General features: G+C 57.5%; 16 protein-coding genes. 11 read left to right on the top strand and 5 right to left on the bottom strand.

Going from position 1 to position 17,799, the window contains the following annotated elements; genetic code table 11:
- Window positions 1-11: 11 nt before the first annotated feature.
- The 4 genes from AC2FJ6_RS04800 to coxB all read right to left on the bottom strand — a co-directional run bounded on the left by AC2FJ6_RS04800 (window position 12) and on the right by coxB (window position 2,686).
- On the bottom strand, window positions 12-587 hold the full coding sequence (locus tag AC2FJ6_RS04800; RefSeq protein ID WP_170769996.1) for a cytochrome c oxidase assembly protein: 576 nt from the start codon (window positions 585-587) through the stop codon (window positions 12-14).
- On the bottom strand, window positions 587-748 hold the full coding sequence (locus AC2FJ6_RS04805) for a cytochrome c oxidase system small membrane protein (RefSeq protein ID WP_170769995.1): 162 nt from the start codon (window positions 746-748) through the stop codon (window positions 587-589). The genes AC2FJ6_RS04800 and AC2FJ6_RS04805 overlap by 1 nt, the downstream gene beginning before the upstream one ends.
- Window positions 745-1,701, bottom strand: a complete 957-nt coding sequence (gene cyoE, locus AC2FJ6_RS04810; protein ID WP_170769994.1) for a heme o synthase — start codon at window positions 1,699-1,701, stop codon at window positions 745-747. Before cyoE ends, AC2FJ6_RS04805 begins: the two co-directional genes overlap by 4 nt.
- A 73-nt stretch (window positions 1,702-1,774) precedes the next feature.
- Window positions 1,775-2,686 carry a cytochrome c oxidase subunit II gene (coxB, locus tag AC2FJ6_RS04815; protein ID WP_170769993.1) on the bottom strand — a complete coding sequence of 304 codons (912 nt, stop codon included), beginning with the start codon at window positions 2,684-2,686 and terminating at the stop codon, window positions 1,775-1,777.
- A 176-nt stretch (window positions 2,687-2,862) separates the two neighbouring features.
- Between coxB and tldD the strand changes: the two genes are divergently transcribed.
- The 5 genes from tldD (at window position 2,863) to AC2FJ6_RS04840 (ending at window position 9,834) form a co-directional block, all read left to right on the top strand.
- Window positions 2,863-4,284, top strand: coding sequence for a metalloprotease TldD (gene tldD / locus AC2FJ6_RS04820; RefSeq protein ID WP_170769992.1), 1,422 nt, complete (start codon window positions 2,863-2,865; stop codon window positions 4,282-4,284).
- A 239-nt stretch (window positions 4,285-4,523) separates the two neighbouring features.
- Complete coding sequence (dprA, locus tag AC2FJ6_RS04825; RefSeq protein WP_496668533.1) at window positions 4,524-5,651, top strand: DNA-processing protein DprA; 1,128 nt, start codon at window positions 4,524-4,526, stop codon at window positions 5,649-5,651.
- A 142-nt stretch (window positions 5,652-5,793) separates the two neighbouring features.
- Entirely contained in the window at window positions 5,794-8,412 is a 2,619-nt protein-coding gene (gene topA, locus AC2FJ6_RS04830) for a type I DNA topoisomerase (protein WP_496668535.1), read from the top strand.
- 91 nt (window positions 8,413-8,503) lie between these two features.
- Complete coding sequence (locus AC2FJ6_RS04835) at window positions 8,504-9,208, top strand: CoA transferase subunit A (RefSeq protein ID WP_170769989.1); 705 nt, start codon at window positions 8,504-8,506, stop codon at window positions 9,206-9,208.
- Window positions 9,208-9,834: a CoA transferase subunit B gene (locus AC2FJ6_RS04840; RefSeq protein ID WP_170769988.1), complete on the top strand. Its 627-nt coding sequence runs from the start codon at window positions 9,208-9,210 to the stop codon at window positions 9,832-9,834. Before AC2FJ6_RS04835 ends, AC2FJ6_RS04840 begins: the two co-directional genes overlap by 1 nt.
- Before the next feature lie 40 nt (window positions 9,835-9,874).
- On the opposite strand, the gene AC2FJ6_RS04845 is transcribed toward AC2FJ6_RS04840, so the two are convergent.
- Window positions 9,875-10,735, bottom strand: coding sequence for a lytic transglycosylase domain-containing protein (locus tag AC2FJ6_RS04845; RefSeq protein ID WP_170782871.1), 861 nt, complete (start codon window positions 10,733-10,735; stop codon window positions 9,875-9,877).
- Between the two features lie 352 nt (window positions 10,736-11,087).
- On the opposite strand from AC2FJ6_RS04845, the gene AC2FJ6_RS04850 reads away from it, so the two are divergent.
- From AC2FJ6_RS04850 to AC2FJ6_RS04875, 6 genes are all read left to right on the top strand, one after another.
- A complete protein-coding gene (locus tag AC2FJ6_RS04850; RefSeq protein ID WP_170769986.1) occupies window positions 11,088-11,300 on the top strand; it encodes a Flp family type IVb pilin in 213 nt (70 codons plus the stop codon).
- A 458-nt stretch (window positions 11,301-11,758) separates the two neighbouring features.
- The gene (cpaB, locus tag AC2FJ6_RS04855; protein WP_170769985.1) at window positions 11,759-12,640 is read left to right on the top strand and encodes a Flp pilus assembly protein CpaB; all 882 of its coding nucleotides are present in this window, start codon (window positions 11,759-11,761) and stop codon (window positions 12,638-12,640) included.
- A gap of 190 nt (window positions 12,641-12,830) precedes the next feature.
- Window positions 12,831-14,237 (top strand): type II and III secretion system protein family protein, encoded by a 1,407-nt coding sequence (locus AC2FJ6_RS04860; protein ID WP_170769984.1) that lies wholly within the window; start codon window positions 12,831-12,833, stop codon window positions 14,235-14,237.
- A 16-nt stretch (window positions 14,238-14,253) separates the two neighbouring features.
- Window positions 14,254-14,889, top strand: coding sequence for an OmpA family protein (locus tag AC2FJ6_RS04865; protein ID WP_170769983.1), 636 nt, complete (start codon window positions 14,254-14,256; stop codon window positions 14,887-14,889).
- Window positions 14,890-15,090: 201 nt separating this feature from the next.
- Window positions 15,091-16,326 carry a CpaE/TadZ family protein gene (locus AC2FJ6_RS04870; protein ID WP_170769982.1) on the top strand — a complete coding sequence of 412 codons (1,236 nt, stop codon included), beginning with the start codon at window positions 15,091-15,093 and terminating at the stop codon, window positions 16,324-16,326.
- A gap of 24 nt (window positions 16,327-16,350) precedes the next feature.
- On the top strand, window positions 16,351-17,793 hold the full coding sequence (locus tag AC2FJ6_RS04875; RefSeq protein WP_170769981.1) for a TadA family conjugal transfer-associated ATPase: 1,443 nt from the start codon (window positions 16,351-16,353) through the stop codon (window positions 17,791-17,793).
- The last annotated feature ends 6 nt before the right edge of the window (window positions 17,794-17,799 follow it).

A 17,799-nucleotide genomic window follows, 5' to 3' on the forward strand; every position in this document is an offset into this window, starting at 1 on the left:
ACCTAAAGGCATTAGTTCGTGTTTGTATCAGCCTGCGCATCAAGGGCGGCATAGCCCTCGGGCAGGTCAATTTCGTAGAATGTATACGACAGCGTGATCGTATGCACATATTTCGCTTCCAGATCCTCGACCATCTCAGGATCGACGAAAAAGCTTACCGGCATCTGAACCCGCTCGCCGGGCTGCAGGACCTGTTCTTCAAAGCAGAAACAGGCGATTTTCTGGAAATAGCCGCCGGCCGAATAGGGAGCGACATTGTAGGATGCCTGCCCCGCAATTGGTCGGTCCGTCGGGTTATAAGCCTCGTAAAAGGCCAACCCGATCTCACCGATGCGTACTTCCATCTCACGTTCGACCGGTTTGAACTCCCACGCCATGTCCTTGGCCTTTGACGCGTCGAAGCGGACGGTGACGGTGCGGTCGAGAATATCCTCGGGCGCGGCTTCAGCCACACCTGTGGTGCCGCCAAACCCGGTGACGCGGCAGAACCAGTCATAAAACGGCACCGCAGCCCAGGCGAGGCTGCCCATCAGCACCACGACGCCCACAGTTTGAACAACCGTCTTTTGAGGACCAGACAGCGCCATCAGTTCTGTACCTCTTGCTTCGCCATGTTGAAATCGGTGCCCGAGACTTTGACGATCGTCAGACCGAAAATGATCACGATGAACGCCGCCAGCGTCAGGCCTACGCCCAGATTGCGACTAAAACGACGTTCGTGCAGTTCGTGGCTTTTGCGCAGGCTCATGACCAGCCTCCCAGCCCATAGGGTTTCAGCAACGCTTCGACCAGAATCGCGCCGAAGTGCAGGAAAAGGTACAGCAGGGACAGTTTGAAGAACGACCGCTCGACCTTGAAATTATCTGCTTCCGAGTCGTCCTCGGTCCGGCGCGCAATTGCCCATGCACCGCGCAGGAACAAGGCGTTCATCACTATAGCGACGGTCAGATAGACAGGACCACCGATGCCCGAGAATGCCGTTCCAACAGCCAGCAGCGCCAGAAGGCCCGTGTAAACCAGGATATGCCTGCGCGTCGCGCGGCGGCCATGAGTCACGGTCAGCATCGGCACGCCTGCGTCGTCATAGTCCGAGCGCATGAACAGCGCCAACGCCCAGAAATGCGGCGGGGTCCACATGAAGGTCAGGGTGAACATCAGCCAAGGCTCAATCGACATCGTGCCCGTGGCCGCGACCCACCCGATTACCGGCGGGAAGGCCCCTGCCGCGCCACCGATCACAATGTTCTGAGGCGTCGAGCGTTTCAGCCACATCGTGTAGACGACGACGTAGAAGAAGATGGTGAACGCCAGAAACGCACCAGCAAACCAGTTGGTCGCCAGCCCCAGCATGATCACCGACAGGCCCGACAGCGCCAATCCCAACGACAGCGCTTCGCCTTCCTGCACTTTACCCGCCGGAATCGGTCGACCCTTGGTGCGTTTCATCACCCGATCAATATCCGCATCCCACCACATGTTCAGCGCGCCAGACGCGCCGCCGCCGATGGCGATGAAAAGAATGGCACAGAACCCGACAAAAGGATGCACCGGCACCGGTGCTGCCAGCAGACCCACCAAGGCCGTGAACACGACCAGTGTCATCACGCGCGGCTTCAGCAGGGCGAAATAATCGCCAAAGCTGGCCTCATCCGCGTGCGCCGAGGCGGTCACTTGGCTGGCATTGATGCTTGCGTCGCTCATGTCCGGTCCTTTGGGGGCAAAAGCTGCGCGATCCCCGCGCAGCCCACTTGTTAAAACCTAGGCCGCAAAGGGCTTAGTTCGAGGCAACCTGATAGGTGTCAGGCTGACCTGCATACTCTTCCAGAGCACCCTGCAGCCATTCCTCATAAGCTTCTTGGCTGACCACTTTGACGGTGATCGGCATATAGGCATGGTCCTTGCCACACAGTTCCGAACACTGTCCGAAGTACACACCTTCCTTGTCGGCCTGGAACCACAGCTCGGCCAGACGACCGGGCACACCGTCCTGCTTCACGCCAAAGGACGGGATGGTCCACGAATGAATCACGTCGGACGCGGTGACCTGCATAACGATGACCTTGCCCACGGGCACGACAACAGCGGTGTCGGTGGCCAGCAGCCACTCATCATCGCTGTAACCGGCATCTGCCAGCTTGGCGCGCATTGCATCATCCAGAACAAACGGGGTCACATCGGCATCCGCCGGGCGTGCACCTTCGTCCAGCGTGGCCGGATGGCCCAGCAGGTAGCTGTCGAATGCAAAGTCGTGGTCGACGTATTCATAGGTCCAGTACCATTGGTTGCCGACAACCTTGATCACCACGTCGCCTTCGGGAATTTCCTGCTGTTTGAACAGAACCGGCAGCGAGAATGCACCGATAAAGACCAGAATCAGGATCGGGCCCAGCGTCCACGCGATCTCAACCGGGGTATAGTGCGAGAACCGCGCAGGTTCAGGGTTCGAGCGTTCATTGTAGCGCACGATGCAATAGATCAGCAGACCAGCCACGAACAGACAGATCGCGGTGATGATCACCAGAATCATCCCGTCCAGCCGCTGAATTCCGGTGGCCAGCTCGGTCACGGCGGGCTGGAAGCCCATACCACCATCAACCGGTTTGCCAATAATCTCAAGCTCCTGAGCCATGGCCGGAAGGCTGGAGAGGGCTGTCATAAAGCCCGAAAGCATCAAAGCATTCTTCATGTTCTGTCCTGATCGTTTGATCTTTGCGTCCCTGGCGAAAAGGTGTGAATCGGTCGCACCTCTCCCGTTGTCTTTAGCCGCGTTAAAAACCATATTCCTGCGGGTAGATAAAGCAAAATGCTTGCGTCAAACAGACGCTATTTTTGATCTGGATCAAACCCGAAAGGTCCCAAGTGATGCCCAACGACCCGTTTCGCCCGTTTGAAAGCGTTCTTCCACAGGACGAAGCCCTTGCGGTCCTTCAATCTGCCACCGCCGGGGCCGAGGACGGAGAGCTGTTTGTCGAGCGTCGCAAATCCGAAGCGTTGGTCTTTGATGACGGTCGGCTAAAGACTGCGTCTTATGACGCGTCCGAAGGGTTCGGCCTGCGGGCGGTGCAAGGCGAAGTGGCTGGGTACGCGCATTCCACCGATGTTTCGATCGGCGCTTTGAAACGAGCCGCCGAAACCGCGCGTTTGGCGGTTGGGGATGGCGGAGGAACGCTGGCGGACGCTCCGCGCGCTACGAACAAGCGGCTTTATACGGATGAGGACCCAATAGAATCCGCCAGTTTTCCGGTCAAAATCGAAACCCTGCGCGAGATCGATGCCTTTGCCCGCGATCTGGACCCTCGGGTCGTACAAGTCAGCGCAACCATCGCTGCCGCTGTGCAGGAGGTTGAGATTCTCCGCCCCGATGGCGTGCTGGTACGCGATGTGCGACCGATGACGCGGCTGAACATCTCGGTGATTGTCGAGCAGAACGGTCGCCGCGAAAGTGGCTCGGCCGGTGGGGGCGGTCGTGTTGGGTTGGACGGGCTGATCGACCCGGCAGACTGGCAGGACAAGGCGCAAGAGGCATTGAGGATCGCGCTGGTCAACCTCGACGCCATCCCCGCCCCGGCCGGTGTGATGGAGGTCGCGCTTGGCCCTGGTTGGCCCGGCATTCTGCTGCACGAAGCCATCGGTCATGGGTTGGAGGGTGACTTCAACCGCAAGGGCAGTTCCGCCTTTGCCGGGCTCATGGGGCAGCGAATCGCATCCAAAGGCGTGACCGTGGTCGATGACGGCACGATCCCGGATCGGCGTGGCTCGATCTCGATCGACGACGAGGGCACGCCCAGTTCGCGCACCGTTTTGATCGAGGATGGCATCCTGACCGGCTACATGCAGGACCGCCAGAACGCGCGTCTTATGGGGGTTGCCCCTACCGGGAATGGCCGTCGTCAAAGCTATGCTCACAAACCAATGCCGCGCATGACTAATACTGTTATGCTGGGTGGCGACGCCGACCCGGCATCCTTAGTCGCTGACATCAAGGACGGTATCTGGGCGGTCGGGTTTGGCGGTGGTCAGGTGGACATCACCAATGGCAAATTCGTCTTCTCGTGCACCGAGGCTTACCGTGTCGAAAACGGCAAAATCGGCGCACCGGTGAAAGGGGCCACGTTGATTGGCGATGGCCCGTCCGCGCTGAACCGTATTCGTGGCGTTGGCAATGACATGGCGCTGGATCCCGGCATGGGCACCTGCGGCAAGGACGGTCAATGGGTGCCCGTTGGCGTTGGCCAACCTACCGTTCTGATGGACGGCCTGACCGTGGGCGGATCGGCGGCCTAAGTTAGAATCGTGGCTCATCTGTTGAGGCACAGGGTTAACACAGCGCCTCAAATCCTACGCATAGATTTGGGCAATATCTGGTTGACCCTATTGTTGCGAAAAAATATTTTCGCTATTTTTCAACACACTAGCCATTGTCACGAGATCAAATCGCAAAAATACCAGAAAAATTTGAGAGGATTCAGAAGCTGTTAACCCCTACAGTCGTAAACCAGTTCTGCAATCAGGCGGAGCAACGGATGACCGAAGAGCAGCTTTCTTCCTATCACCCCACACTCCCACCCACCACGGAAGAGGATCGGTTTTCCTGGCTTCGTCTGTTGCGCTCTCGCAAGGTTGGTCCGGCGACGTTTCGTCGGCTGCTGCGGGAACATGGCTCAGCGCAGAATGCGCTGGCTGCGCTGCCCGAAATGGCACGCGCTGCTGGTATTGAAGGGTATGAAACGTGCCCGCCCGGCGTGATTGAGGCGGAACTCAAGGCCGCAAAAGCTGCCAAAGCGCAGCTTTTGTGCCTTGGGTCCGCCGACTTTCCCAACGCTTTGAACGATCTCAATGATGCCCCACCGATGCTGTGGGCCATCGGCGACGTGTCGATATTGCACCGCCCAGCAGTGGCGATGGTTGGCGCACGCAATTGCTCGTCACTCGGCGCGCGGATGGCGCGGGGGCTGGCGACGGATCTGGGCAAACAGGGACATGTCATCGTCTCGGGCCTGGCACGCGGGATTGACACCGCAGCACATATGGCCGCTCTGGACACAGGTACTGTTGCTGTGATGGCCGGTGGCGTCGATGTGATCTACCCTGCCGAGAATACTGATCTCGCTCATAAAATCGCCGAATCCGGGTTGCGTGTTTCGGAGCAGCCCATGGGCGTGACACCGCAAGCCCGGCATTTTCCGCGCCGCAACCGGATCATATCAGGGCTGGCGCAGGCGGTTGTCGTGGTCGAGGCCGCCGCCAAATCCGGCAGCCTGATCACGGCGCGGGATGCGCTGGATCAGGGGCGTGAGGTTTTGTCCGTTCCCGGCCATCCCTTTGATGCCCGCGCCGCCGGATGCAACCTGTTGATCCGCGACGGGGCGACTTTGGTGCGCTCGGCCGAAGACGTGATTGAAGCCCTGCCCCAGCGTGACCTGATCACAGCTACTCGGCCGCAGCGTACCCCAACAATCACAAAGCCAACCCCGCCTGCCGCCTTGCACAAGGCGATTCTGACCCGCCTCGGTCCCTCACCAATTGCCGAGGATCAGTTGATCCGTGACATCGCAGCCTCGGCGGGCGAAATCGGCCCCGCACTTGTGGATCTTGAGCTGGAAGGGCGTATCCAACGTCAACCGGGCGGGTTGCTGTCTCTTTCGACTTGAGGGCCCTTTTTTCACTCGTATCGTTTTGAAATCACCCCCAAATTCCCATGACCAAAGGAACGCATTGACAATTCGCTCTTGCCCTACACATTTTGCACCATCATAGAAGGCGCCCAATTCGTCGAGCGAGGTTTTCCCCTAAATGCCTGTAGTTGTTGTAGAATCCCCTGCCAAGGCCAAAACGATCAATAAATACCTCGGCCCCGACTACACGGTTCTGGCGTCGTATGGCCATGTTCGAGACCTGCCGCCCAAGGATGGATCGGTCGATCCCGAACACGAATTCGAGATGAAGTGGGAGGTCGGCAATGACAGCCGTAAGCATGTCAAAGCCATCGCCGACGCGCTGAAAGAAGACAATGCCCTGATCCTCGCCACTGACCCCGATCGCGAGGGCGAGGCGATCAGTTGGCACTTGCAAGAGGCGCTGACCAAGCGCCGCTCGATCAAAAAGGACACGCCGGTCAGCCGCGTGACTTTCAACGCCATCACCAAGGACGCCGTGACCGAAGCGATGCAGAACCCGCGTCAGGTCGACATGCCGCTGGTCGAGGCCTATCTGGCCCGCCGCGCGCTGGACTATCTGGTGGGCTTCAATCTGTCCCCCGTCCTGTGGCGCAAGCTGCCCGGCGCGAAATCGGCGGGCCGCGTGCAATCCGTCTGCCTGCGTCTGATCGTCGAGCGCGAGATGGAGATTGAGGCGTTCAAACCCGTCGAATACTGGTCGGTCAAAGCGCTGTTCGAAACCCCGCGCGGCCAGACCTATGAGGCGCGTCTGGTTACGCTGGCCGGGAACAAGCTGGACAAGCACGATCTGAAGAACGCCACGCAGGCGGAACTGGCCGTTCAGGCCATCACCAGCCGCGCGCTCAGCGTGACCTCGGTTGAGGCGAAACCAGCTGCGCGCAACCCCTCGGCCCCGTTCATGACCTCGACCCTGCAGCAGGAAGCCAGCCGCAAGTTCGGCATGGGCGCGCGCCATGCGATGCAGGTGGCGCAGCGGCTTTATGAGGCCGGTTACATCACTTATATGCGGACCGACGGCATCGACATGGCACCCGAGGCCGTGACCGCCACGCGTGACGCGATCACCGACCGCTATGGCGCAGAATATGTGCCGGACAGCCCGCGTATCTATAAGAACAAGGCCAAGAACGCCCAAGAAGCGCATGAATGTATTCGCCCCACGGATATGTCGCGCGATGCCAGCGACCTCAAGGTCACGGATGAGGATCAGCGCAAGCTGTATGACCTGATCTGGAAGCGCACGATTGCCTGTCAGATGGCCGCCGCGCGGCTGGAACGCACCACGGTCGAGATCGGCAGCGATGACGGCCAAGTCGGTTTGCGTGCCACCGGTCAGGTGGTCATGTTCGACGGCTTCATGCGCGTCTATGAAGAAGGCCGCGACGACGTTGCCGATGACGACGATAAACGCCTGCCGCAGATCATGCAGGGCGATCCGGCGCGGTTCGCCAAGACCTCGCTTAAGGATCAGTTCTCGAAAGCCGAGGACAAGGCCGCAGTTCTGTCCGACAATGAGGCCGTTCTGGCCCTGCAACACCATACCCAACCACCCGCACGCTATACCGAGGCCACGCTGGTCAAACGCATGGAAGAGCTAGGGATCGGGCGTCCGTCAACCTATGCCTCGATCGTGACCACGATTCAGGACCGCGAATATGTGCGCAAGGATAAGAACAGGCTGATCCCCGAAGAAAAAGGCCGGATTGTCACGATCTTTTTGCTGAACTTCTTCCGTCAGTACGTGGGCTATGAGTTCACCGCCAATCTGGAAGGCGAGTTGGACGATGTCAGCGCTGGCGAACGCGACTACAAAGACCTGTTGGGCAAGTTCTGGCGCGATTTCTCAGCCGCGATTGGGGAGACGTCCGAGCTACGGATTTCCGAAGTACTGGACAAGTTGGATGAAGCGCTGGCACCCCAGCTGTATCCGCCGCGCGAAGACGGCTCCGACCCCCGCGTTTGCCCGAAATGCGGCTTGGGGCAACTGCACTTGAAAACCTCGCGCACCGGCGGGTTTGTCGGCTGCGGCAACTACCCCGAATGCACCTATACCCGCCCCATCGCGGGCGAAGGGGCTGAGGGCGATGAACGCCTGCTGGGCGAAGATGCGGGCGATGAGATTTGGCTGAAATCCGGCCGGTTCGGGCCTTACGTCCAGCGCGGCGAGCCAACGCCCGAGAACAAGAAACCCCCGCGTGCGTCCCTGCCCCGTGGGTGGAGCAAGGATGACATGGATCTGGACAAGGCGCTGACGCTGCTGTCCTTGCCCCGCCAGATCGGCGAACACCCCGAGGGCGGCATTATCAGCACGAATTTCGGACGGTTCGGGCCCTATATCATGCACCAGATGCCGGAAGAGACGAAGCCGGTATATGCCAACCTCAAAGACCCCAATGACGTCTTTGAAATCGGCATGAACCGCGCGGTCGAGATGTTGGCCGAAAAGCGCGCCAATCCGGGCCGTGGACGCCGGGCGGCGGCAAAACCGCTTAAGGAGTTGGGCGATCACCCCGATGGCGGCGCGATGCAGGTGTTGGATGGACGCTATGGGCCGTATGTCAAATGGGAAAAGGTCAACGCGACCATCCCCAAGGATATCAAGCCCGAGGACGTGACGCAGGAAATGGCCATCGAACTGGTCAATGAACGCGCCGCCAAGAAAGGCACTAAAAAGAAGGCTGCCCCCAAGAAAAAGGCAGCGGCCAAGAAAACCACCAAGAAGGCGGCCTCTTAGGTAGAAATACCACCACCCCCTTGGATTCGTTGACTTCCCCGTGACGTGGCGGCAAAACCTGCCCATCACCATGTCATTGGGGGAGTTTTTCATGAAAAAAGTCTATGCAAACGCGGCCGAGGCGTTGGACGGGCTGCTGCATGACGACATGTTCATCGCGGCAGGCGGCTTTGGCCTGTGCGGTATTCCGGAACTGCTACTTGAGGCCATCAAGGAGGCAGGCACGCAGAACCTGACCTTTGCGTCGAACAACGCAGGCGTCGATGATTTCGGCATCGGCATTCTGTTGCAGACCAAGCAGGTCAAGAAGATGATCAGCTCGTATGTTGGCGAAAACGCCGAATTCATGCGTCAGTACCTGGCCGGCGAACTCGAGCTAGAGTTCAACCCGCAAGGTACTCTGGCCGAACGTATGCGCGCCGGTGGTGCCGGTATTCCCGGTTTCTACACCAAAACCGGCGTGGGCACCGTGATCGCCGAAGGTAAAGAGCATAAGGACTTCAACGGCGAGACTTACATAATGGAGGAAGGCATTTTTGCCGACCTCGCCATCGTCAAGGCGTGGAAGGCCGACGACACCGGCAATCTGGTGTTCCGCAAGACCGCCCGGAATTTCAACGTGCCCGCGGCCACCTGTGGCAAGATCTGTGTGGCCGAGGTTGAGGAGATCGTGCCCCGCGGCTCGCTGGACCCCGATGCGATCCACCTGCCCGGCATCTATGTGCATCGCATCATTCAGGGCAGCCACGAAAAGCGCATCGAACAGCGCACCACTCGCAAGAAGGAGGACGCATAATGCCGTGGGATAGAAATCAAATGGCTGCCCGCGCGGCTGATGAGCTGGAGGACGGCATGTATGTGAACCTCGGCATCGGTATTCCGACGCTGGTGGCGAACTATGTGGGTGACAAGGACATTACCCTACAATCGGAAAACGGAATGCTGGGCATGGGCCCCTTCCCGTACGAGGGCGAGGAAGACCCTGATCTGATCAACGCGGGCAAACAGACGATCACAGAATTGTCCCGCACCGCATATTTCGACAGCGCCACGTCGTTTGGCATGATCCGGGGCGGCAAGATCGCCGCCGCTGTTCTGGGCGCGATGGAAGTCGATGAAGAAGGCGATCTGGCCAACTGGATGATCCCCGGCGTGCTGGTCAAAGGCATGGGCGGTGCGATGGATCTGGTGGCCGGTGTGGGCCGCGTGATCGTAGTGATGGATCACACCAACAAGCACGGCAAATCAAAGTTGCTGAAGAAATGCACCCTGCCTTTAACAGGCAAAAAAGTGGTGAACCGCATCATCACCAATCTGGGTGTGATGGACGTGGTCGACGGCGGCCTCAAGATCGTCGAGATCGCCGAGGGCGTGACCGAGGACGAGATTCGTGCCGCCACCGAGGCCAATATCGTCAACTGAGTATCCAATGAAAAGGCCCGCTGGTTCAAGCGGGCCTATTTCAATTCAGCGTCTGAAACACGCAGCCGTCGGAAATGAATTGGGGTGGCGTGGAACAAAGCGCGCGGGCCACCTGAAACGCCGCTAGCACCTTGGGCACATAGTCCCGAGTCTCGGAAAACGGTGGCACCCCGGCATGTTTGCGCACCGACCCCTCGCCTGCGTTGTAGCCTGCCAGCACCAGAATCGGGTCGTTGTCGAACTCGTTCATCAGCCAGTCCAGATATTTCACACCACCCGAGATGTTCTGGCCGGGGTGAAAACTGTCCTCGACGCCAAAGCGCCTGGCCGTGGCAGGCATAAGCTGCATCAACCCCTGTGCACCTGCTGAACTGACCGCGTCAGACCGGCCAGCCGATTCCACCGAGATCACAGCCAAAACCAATGCTGGCGACACATTAGTGCCCACGGTCTGCCGCAGGATCTCAATCCCTTGCTGCTGTGCAATGGTCTGAAGGGTCTGCAGCCGAGGGGAGGCCACGTTGATTGCGATCAGCGCATTCATCGCATCTTCCAACCGGCCAGCCCGGGCCTGCGCCAATTCAGGAGATATCTTGTCCCAGAAGGCTTTGTAGGACCCAACCGGTTTGTCCGACCCGCCCGGCAAGGCCGGAGGTGCGACGCGGGTACGAGCGATTACCTCCGGCACCTCAATCTCTGCCCCGGTACTGGGCGCGGACGGAGCCGCCGCATGTTCCTGAGGTGTTATCTGCACGGTCACGCGTGGGCGCGTCCCCGGCTTTGGCGCTTTGACACGTTTATAGACACCTCTTGGCTCTTGCGTCTGCGCAAGCGCTTGAACAGGAGCCAATATCGTCGCAACCGCCAAGCTGACGCTCAGCATTACATTCCGGAGATTCATTTTGCCCGCCTCACGGATTTCTTTTGGCTGATATGAACCCGGAATCGACGGCTAAGGCCATAAAAACAACGTGAATTGGGGCAGATTCGCCTCATTTGCCGCAATTTTGCATCGCAGATTTCACATCCTTGAGCAAAAGAGAATATTTTAATTGTTTATTTTCAGTGTCTTATCGTGAAAGTTATCAAAAAGTTAAACTTAAGCGAAAAAATTTGGGGTTTGGCCCAATTCCTGCCACGCCTGCCCGTCAAACATAATGCCATACCGAGACGGTCGGGAGCGGACTGAGAGAGAAAGCTCTGGAAGACGCCGAGGTTTACTTAACTATTTTGATCCTTAGGAGGGACGTAACATGATCAAGTTCATCAAGAACTTCTGCAAAGACGAAGACGGCGCCGTAACAGTTGACTGGGTCGTTCTGACCGCAGCTATCGTTGGCCTGGCCGCAGTTGCTTACACTCAGATCGGCGACGGCACCGCGACTGTTTCGCGCAACGTCGGTACCGCACTTGGCACGGTTGACACTCCGTCCGACATCAACACTTCGTTTGGTACTACTCCGTAATACCACTCCTGTTGAAAACAAATTCGGTGGGGTCATGCTTAGTTAGGCTTGGCCCCATTTTTTTTAAGCGTCCTTGCCATGGTGCCACATGCTAAAAAGACTTAAACAGTTTTTGGATTGCGAACTTGGAGCAGTCACGGTCGACTGGGTTGTTTTGACCGCCGCGATTGTTGGATTCGCTTCTTTCATCGGCCTTTACATAGCGGAACCAGTAAAAGACTTGGACGCCAGAAACGGCGCCGCGGTCTCGTCTGTAGTTGTGCATGAAATAGACCTGGATTTTTCGGACAGCCCAGATTCTTAAGTTCAGTGTAGGCTTGAGTAAGCTCTGCACAAAAAAACGCAAAAACTATCGGGATTGTCCCTCTTTTCGACACAATTAACCGATACCCAAGGTCGAGCATGGCCGAAATCCAATCGGCGATTAAACGACAACAAAATGATACGAGGGGACACGAATGCGTGCAGTATTTGGACTAGTCCTGATTATAGGGGTGGCTTTGGCCGGTGGCGCTGTTTACTTGGCGCGGGACTATATCGCCCAGACTCAGGCAGAAGTGGAGCGACAGAAACGAGCGGCGGAAGAGGCTTTGGCGAATGTCAAATCCGTGCCGACTGTTGACGTTTTGGTATCAACACGCGCCCTGAAATATGGTGAGCGCATCGCCCAGGAAGATGTGCGCGTCGTGAAATGGCCCGAAGATGCGATTCCCGAAGGCACTTTTTCCGAATTGGCAGCATTTTTTCCGGAATCGGCAAAAGGCGACCGTTTTGTCCTGAGGACAATGGAAAAAGATGAAGCTTTGATGGCCGTCAAAGTGACGGAGCCGGGCGAAGCAGCAGGTCTGACCTCGCGCCTTGCCAAAGGGATGCGTGCGTTCGCAATCCGTGTCGACGTGGCCTCGGGGGTTTCGGGCTTCCTACGCCCCAGCGACAAGGTCGACGTGTATTGGACCGGCTCTCTTAGCGGTGCGATTGCCGGCAACAACGGCGAAATCACTCGTCTGATCCAGACAAATATCGAGTTGATTGCAGTCGACCAAACCGCCGGATCAGATCTGGCTGGCGCAACGATCGCGCGTACTGTTACTGTTGCGGCTACACCTGAACAGATTGCCGCCCTAGCGCAAGCGCAGAACACAGGCCGTTTGTCATTGGCTCTGGTTGGCGTACAAGATGAGACGGTCGCAAGCGCCGTCGAGGTTGACCAACGCAAGTTGTTGGGAATCAAAGAGACCGCTCCTGCGGCACCTGCAGCCGTCGAAGAAGTCTGCACGATTAAGACCCGTCGCGGCGCCGAAATCTTTGATACCGGAATCGTGACACCCTGCACAAACTAGCGCCAAATCAGCGCTTTAGGATGACAGGCCGCGCCTCTGCGCGGCTTGTTTCATTTTGGATGTTGCGAATTGTCCACATAAGGAAAATTCCAGAAACCCTTGATTATTGCAATAAATTCGTAATTCGCGCAGGGTTAACAGGCATAAGGTGCTAAACCTAAAACGAGGCGTGATCGGAGAGGCAGGTCACATGAAAATATATTCTTGGATCAGCGCAACCCTGCTGGGGTTGACGCTTGTTATCAGTTCAATCGGTGAGACCGCCTGGGCTGAAAGTCTTCGCGTGGTAAAGAAGGGAACAGCGGAAACGCTGGATGTCCCGATGAACCGCGCCATTGTTGTTGAGAGTGAGCAGCCGTTCGCCGAGCTCAGCATTGCCAACGCTGGCATCGCTGATATTTCGTCGCTTTCGGATCGCACGATCTATGTATTGGGTAAAGCGCCCGGTCTGACCACTCTGACATTGTTCGACGGTGCAGGTAACTTGCTTGCGAATGTTCGGGTCCGGGTTTCGCCGGATGTATCGGAGTTCAAAGAGCGTCTGCGTCAGATCCTTCCCAATGAGCGGATTGAAGTACGAACTGCCAATGACGGGATCGTATTGTCCGGGACAGTATCCAGTTCCGGCAAACTGGCCCGCGCATTGGAGTTGGCCGAGCGCTACGCGCCCGAACGTGTGTCCAACCTGATGTCGGTCGGTGGTGTTCAACAAGTGATGCTGAAAGTTCGCTTTGCCGAGATGAACCGGTCGGTTGCCAAAAGCCTGACCGCTTCGCTGGGCTTTGCCGGGACTGACGCAACGGGTGGTTTCAACACTCTGAACAACAGCTTGGCTCTGACGAATGCGCTGAACAACAACATCCCGGCCATTCAGACGAATACCGGCGCAATCCTCTTTGGATTTGGCGCAGGGTCTACTCAGGTTCGCCTGCTGCTTGAAGCGTTGGAATCCAAAGGTCTGGCCCGCAGCCTGGCAGAACCGAATCTCTCGGCCCTGTCCGGTCAGGAAGCCACCTTCCTTGCCGGTGGTGAGGTCCCGATTCCTGTGCCGCAGGACGATGGCGTCATCGCGATCGAATATCGCGCCTTCGGCGTCGAGATGGACTTTATCCCCTATGTTCTGGATGATGGCATTATCAATCTGGAAATGGCGGCTTCTGTGTCAGCCATTGACGGAAGCTCGGATTTCACAATCCAGGGTGACAACGTTCCCACTTTCATCGTTCGCCAAACCAGCACAACTGTTGAACTGCGCGATGGTGAGAGCTTCGCAATCGCAGGGCTGATTCAGGATGACTTTACCGACATCAACAGCCAGGTTCCATGGATCGGCGACGTGCCGGTTTTGGGTGCCCTGTTCCGCAGCGCGGAATACCAGCGTGCGCAAAGTGAGTTGGTCATCATTGTGACAGCACACCTGGTGTCGCCCACACGTGGCGAAGCTTTGGCATTGCCGACAGATCGGGTCAAACCACCCAGCGAATTTGATCTGTTTATCAATGGCCGTGTCGCACGAACCGAACCCGCCGGAGCCGGCGCGGCTTCCGAGGTCGCCAAGCAGGACTTCGGTAGCTCTTACGGCTACGTCCTGGATTGATAGGAGTATAGGACCAATGCAAAAGTGGATAATCGCACTGGGTCTTTCGGTCTCTGTCACCGCGTGTACGCGAGAGGCCGGATATGAAATCGACCAAGGCGCATTCGGAAATGCGACACTGCACAACACGCGTGTCCTAAACGGCGACCTGAGCTACGCTCAAATTCTGGGTCAGAGATTCGCCGCCGAGGTGCCGACGCAGATCAACTTTGCCTTCGACAGCGCTCAGCTGGATGAATCGGCACGGCGGATTCTGTTGCGGCAAGCGGCTTGGATCAAACAATTCCCAGAAGCGCGCTTCCGGGTTTACGGTCACACAGACGCGGTCGGCTCTCAGGCTTACAACCAAGCCTTGGGTCAACGCCGGGCAAACGCAGCAGTGGCATTCCTGACTCAACAGGGCATTTCACGCTCCCGTCTTGAGGCTGTTGTATCCTTCGGCAAAACACGTCCGTTGATCGACACGCCGAACAGGGACCGCCGCAACCGCCGGACCGTGACAGAGGTTTCCGGCTTTGTGGACGGTAACCCGCTGATTCTGGACGGTAAATACGCCGAAGTGATCTACCGCGAATATGTCGGAAGCGCGACGTATGAAAGCCAGTTACGCTCTGAAACGAACCTCGGTGACACCTCCGACGGCGGCGAATAAAACAATAAACTTGAATTGGGCGACATCGTCGCCCAATTCCCTACAATTGGTTCTTTTGCGCCTAAATCTTGCCTAAGTTCCAAGCCACATTTTCAACAATTGGGTGAAGTCGGCCGTAAAAGGTCGCAGCAGGGCAACAGCCAGCCTGATCGAACGATTGCGTTCGCCGGGATGGCTGCCCTCATGATGAGGATTGGGTTAATGACAAGCGCAACGACGCAAGATGATAACACCGCCATTCTGGCCTGCACGATCAGCAGAGATGTCCAGAATTTCGACTTGCTCATCGAAGATATGGAAGCCGCTCTGGGTGAGCGCTGGGGCGATCTGGGATTTGCGGAAGCACTTGCTTTCTTTGGACAGCCCGAGGCGGACAACCTGGAATTCGTCGCATTGGCCATTGACGGCGAAGACGAGGACAACCTGACCCAGATGGGCGAGATCATCTCGCGCGCTAAAGAAAAGAAAATCAAAGTCGTCCTTATTGCCGAAGATGTGACTCCGGCATCGCTGCATCAGTTGCTGCGCAAGGGCGCGGACGAATTTGTTCCCTACCCTCTTCCCGAAGGCGAACTGCAAGAAGCAATCGCGCGCATGAATCAGCCTGACCCCGTCGTTGTCGCACAACAAGCTGCGGTTCAGCTGACGCAGGGCGAGTCGAAAGAAGGTGCTTTGTTCGTTGTGCATGGGCTGGCTGGCGGCGTCGGATCGACGACAATGGCCGTCAACCTTGCCTGGGAATTGGCAACCGCATCGGACAAGGAAACCCCGAAGGTCTGCCTGTTGGATCTGGATTTGCAGTTCGGCACCGTGTCGACCTATCTGGACCTGCCGCGTCGCGAAACGGTGTTCGAGATGCTGTCAGACACGGATTCGATGGATGACGATGTCTTCTCGCAAGCGCTGCAAAGCTACGAAGACAAGATGCAGGTTCTGACGGCCCCTTCGGACATGGTGCCGCTGGATCTGATCACTCCCGAAGACATCCAGCGCGTGATTGATACCGCGCGCAAGCACTTTGACTATGTGATCGTCGATATGCCGAGTACGCTGGTGCAGTGGTCGGAAACCGTTCTTCAGGCCGCGCATGTGTATTTCGCCCTGATCGAGCTGGATATGCGCTCGGCCCAAAACGCTCTGCGCCTCAAGCGCGCGTTGCAGGCCGAGGAACTGCCCTTCAACAAGCTACGGTTTGCCCTGAACCGGGCCCCGAAATTCACTGATCTAAACGGTAAAAGCCGCGTGAAACGTATGGGCGAAAGCCTGGGTATTTCGATTGATCTGCAACTGCCCGACGGCGGCAAGCCGGTGATGCAAAGCGGCGATCACGGTCTACCGCTGGCCAATTCGGCAGCAAAGAACCCATTGCGCAAGGAAATCGCAAAACTGGCAAAGTCACTTCACACCCTTGGCAGCAGCAGCGCCGAGGCCGCGTAACATCATCCCAAAGGGGGATCCGACGTGTTTTCAAGATACAAGAAACAGCCCGCCGGACAGCCGGTCGAAGCAATCAAGGCGCAAGCCGCGACACCTGCCCCGGCGCCGGAAAAAGCAGCTTCGGCGACTGCGGTCGCGCGGCGTCCGCTCAAGAAAAAAACCGCCGAGCCGGTCGCAAGTGACAAGGAACGCAAGCGTAAGGAGCGGTTGGGCGAGATCAAGATCGAGTTGCATCGTGAACTGCTTGAGAACCTGAACCTGGCGGCCCTTGAGAATGCGGGCGAAGCCGAACTGCGGGCCGAGATCAGCTCGATCGCCAGCGAGGTTCTGGAAGACAAGAACATCGTGCTCAACCGCGATGACCGTTCGCAACTGAACAAAGAACTATATGACGAAGTCACCGGGCTTGGGCCACTGGAAACGTTGCTTCAGGACGATACCGTAAACGATATTCTGGTAAACGGCCCGCAACAGATTTTCGTGGAACGTCATGGTAAGCTGGAAATCAGCGACATCACGTTCAAAGATGAAAAGCACCTGATGCGGATCATCGACAAGATCGTGTCCGCCGTGGGTCGTCGTGTGGATGAATCCAACCCGTATGTTGACGCCCGTCTGGCCGATGGTTCGCGTTTCAACGCCATGGTGCCGCCAATTGCGGTGGATGGCTCGCTTGTGTCCATTCGTAAGTTCAAAAAGGATAAGCTGGGCATTGACGACCTGGTCAATTTCGGCGCGTTCACCGAAGAAATGGCGGCCTATTTGCAAGCCGCCGTGTCGACCCGGCTGAACGTGATCGTCTCGGGAGGTACCGGTTCGGGTAAAACGACCACGCTGAACGCCCTGTCCAGCTTTATCGATGACGCCGAGCGTATCCTGACCATCGAGGATACGGCGGAACTTCAGCTGCAACAGACCCATGTGGGCCGGATGGAAAGCCGCCCGCCCAACGTGGAAGGCAAAGGCGAAGTCAGCCCGCGCGACTGTCTGAAAAACGCCCTGCGTATGCGCCCTGACCGCATCATCGTAGGCGAGACGCGTGGCGCCGAGGTGATCGACATGTTGCAGGCCATGAACACCGGTCACGACGGGTCGATGACCACGATCCACGCCAACTCGGCCCGGGACGGGATCTCGCGTTTGGAAAACATGATTGCAATGGCTGGGATCGAAATGCCGATCAAGGCGGTCCGCAGCCAGATCTCAAGCGCTGTGAACCTGATCGTGCAAGCCAGCCGCTTGCAGGATGGCTCGCGCCGAATGACCTCGATCACCGAGATCACAGGAATGGAAGGTGACGTCATATCGATGCAAGAAATCTTTAGATTTCAACGTGTTGGATTGACGCCCGAGAACAAAATCATCGGTCATTTCACCGCCACCGGTGTACGTAGCCACTATTCCGAGCGGTTCCGTCTGTGGGGCTTTGACCTGCCCCCGGCGATCTATGAACCGACGACAATGTAAGGAGTT

The organism is Ruegeria sp. CDSA089 (genome assembly GCF_059612205.1).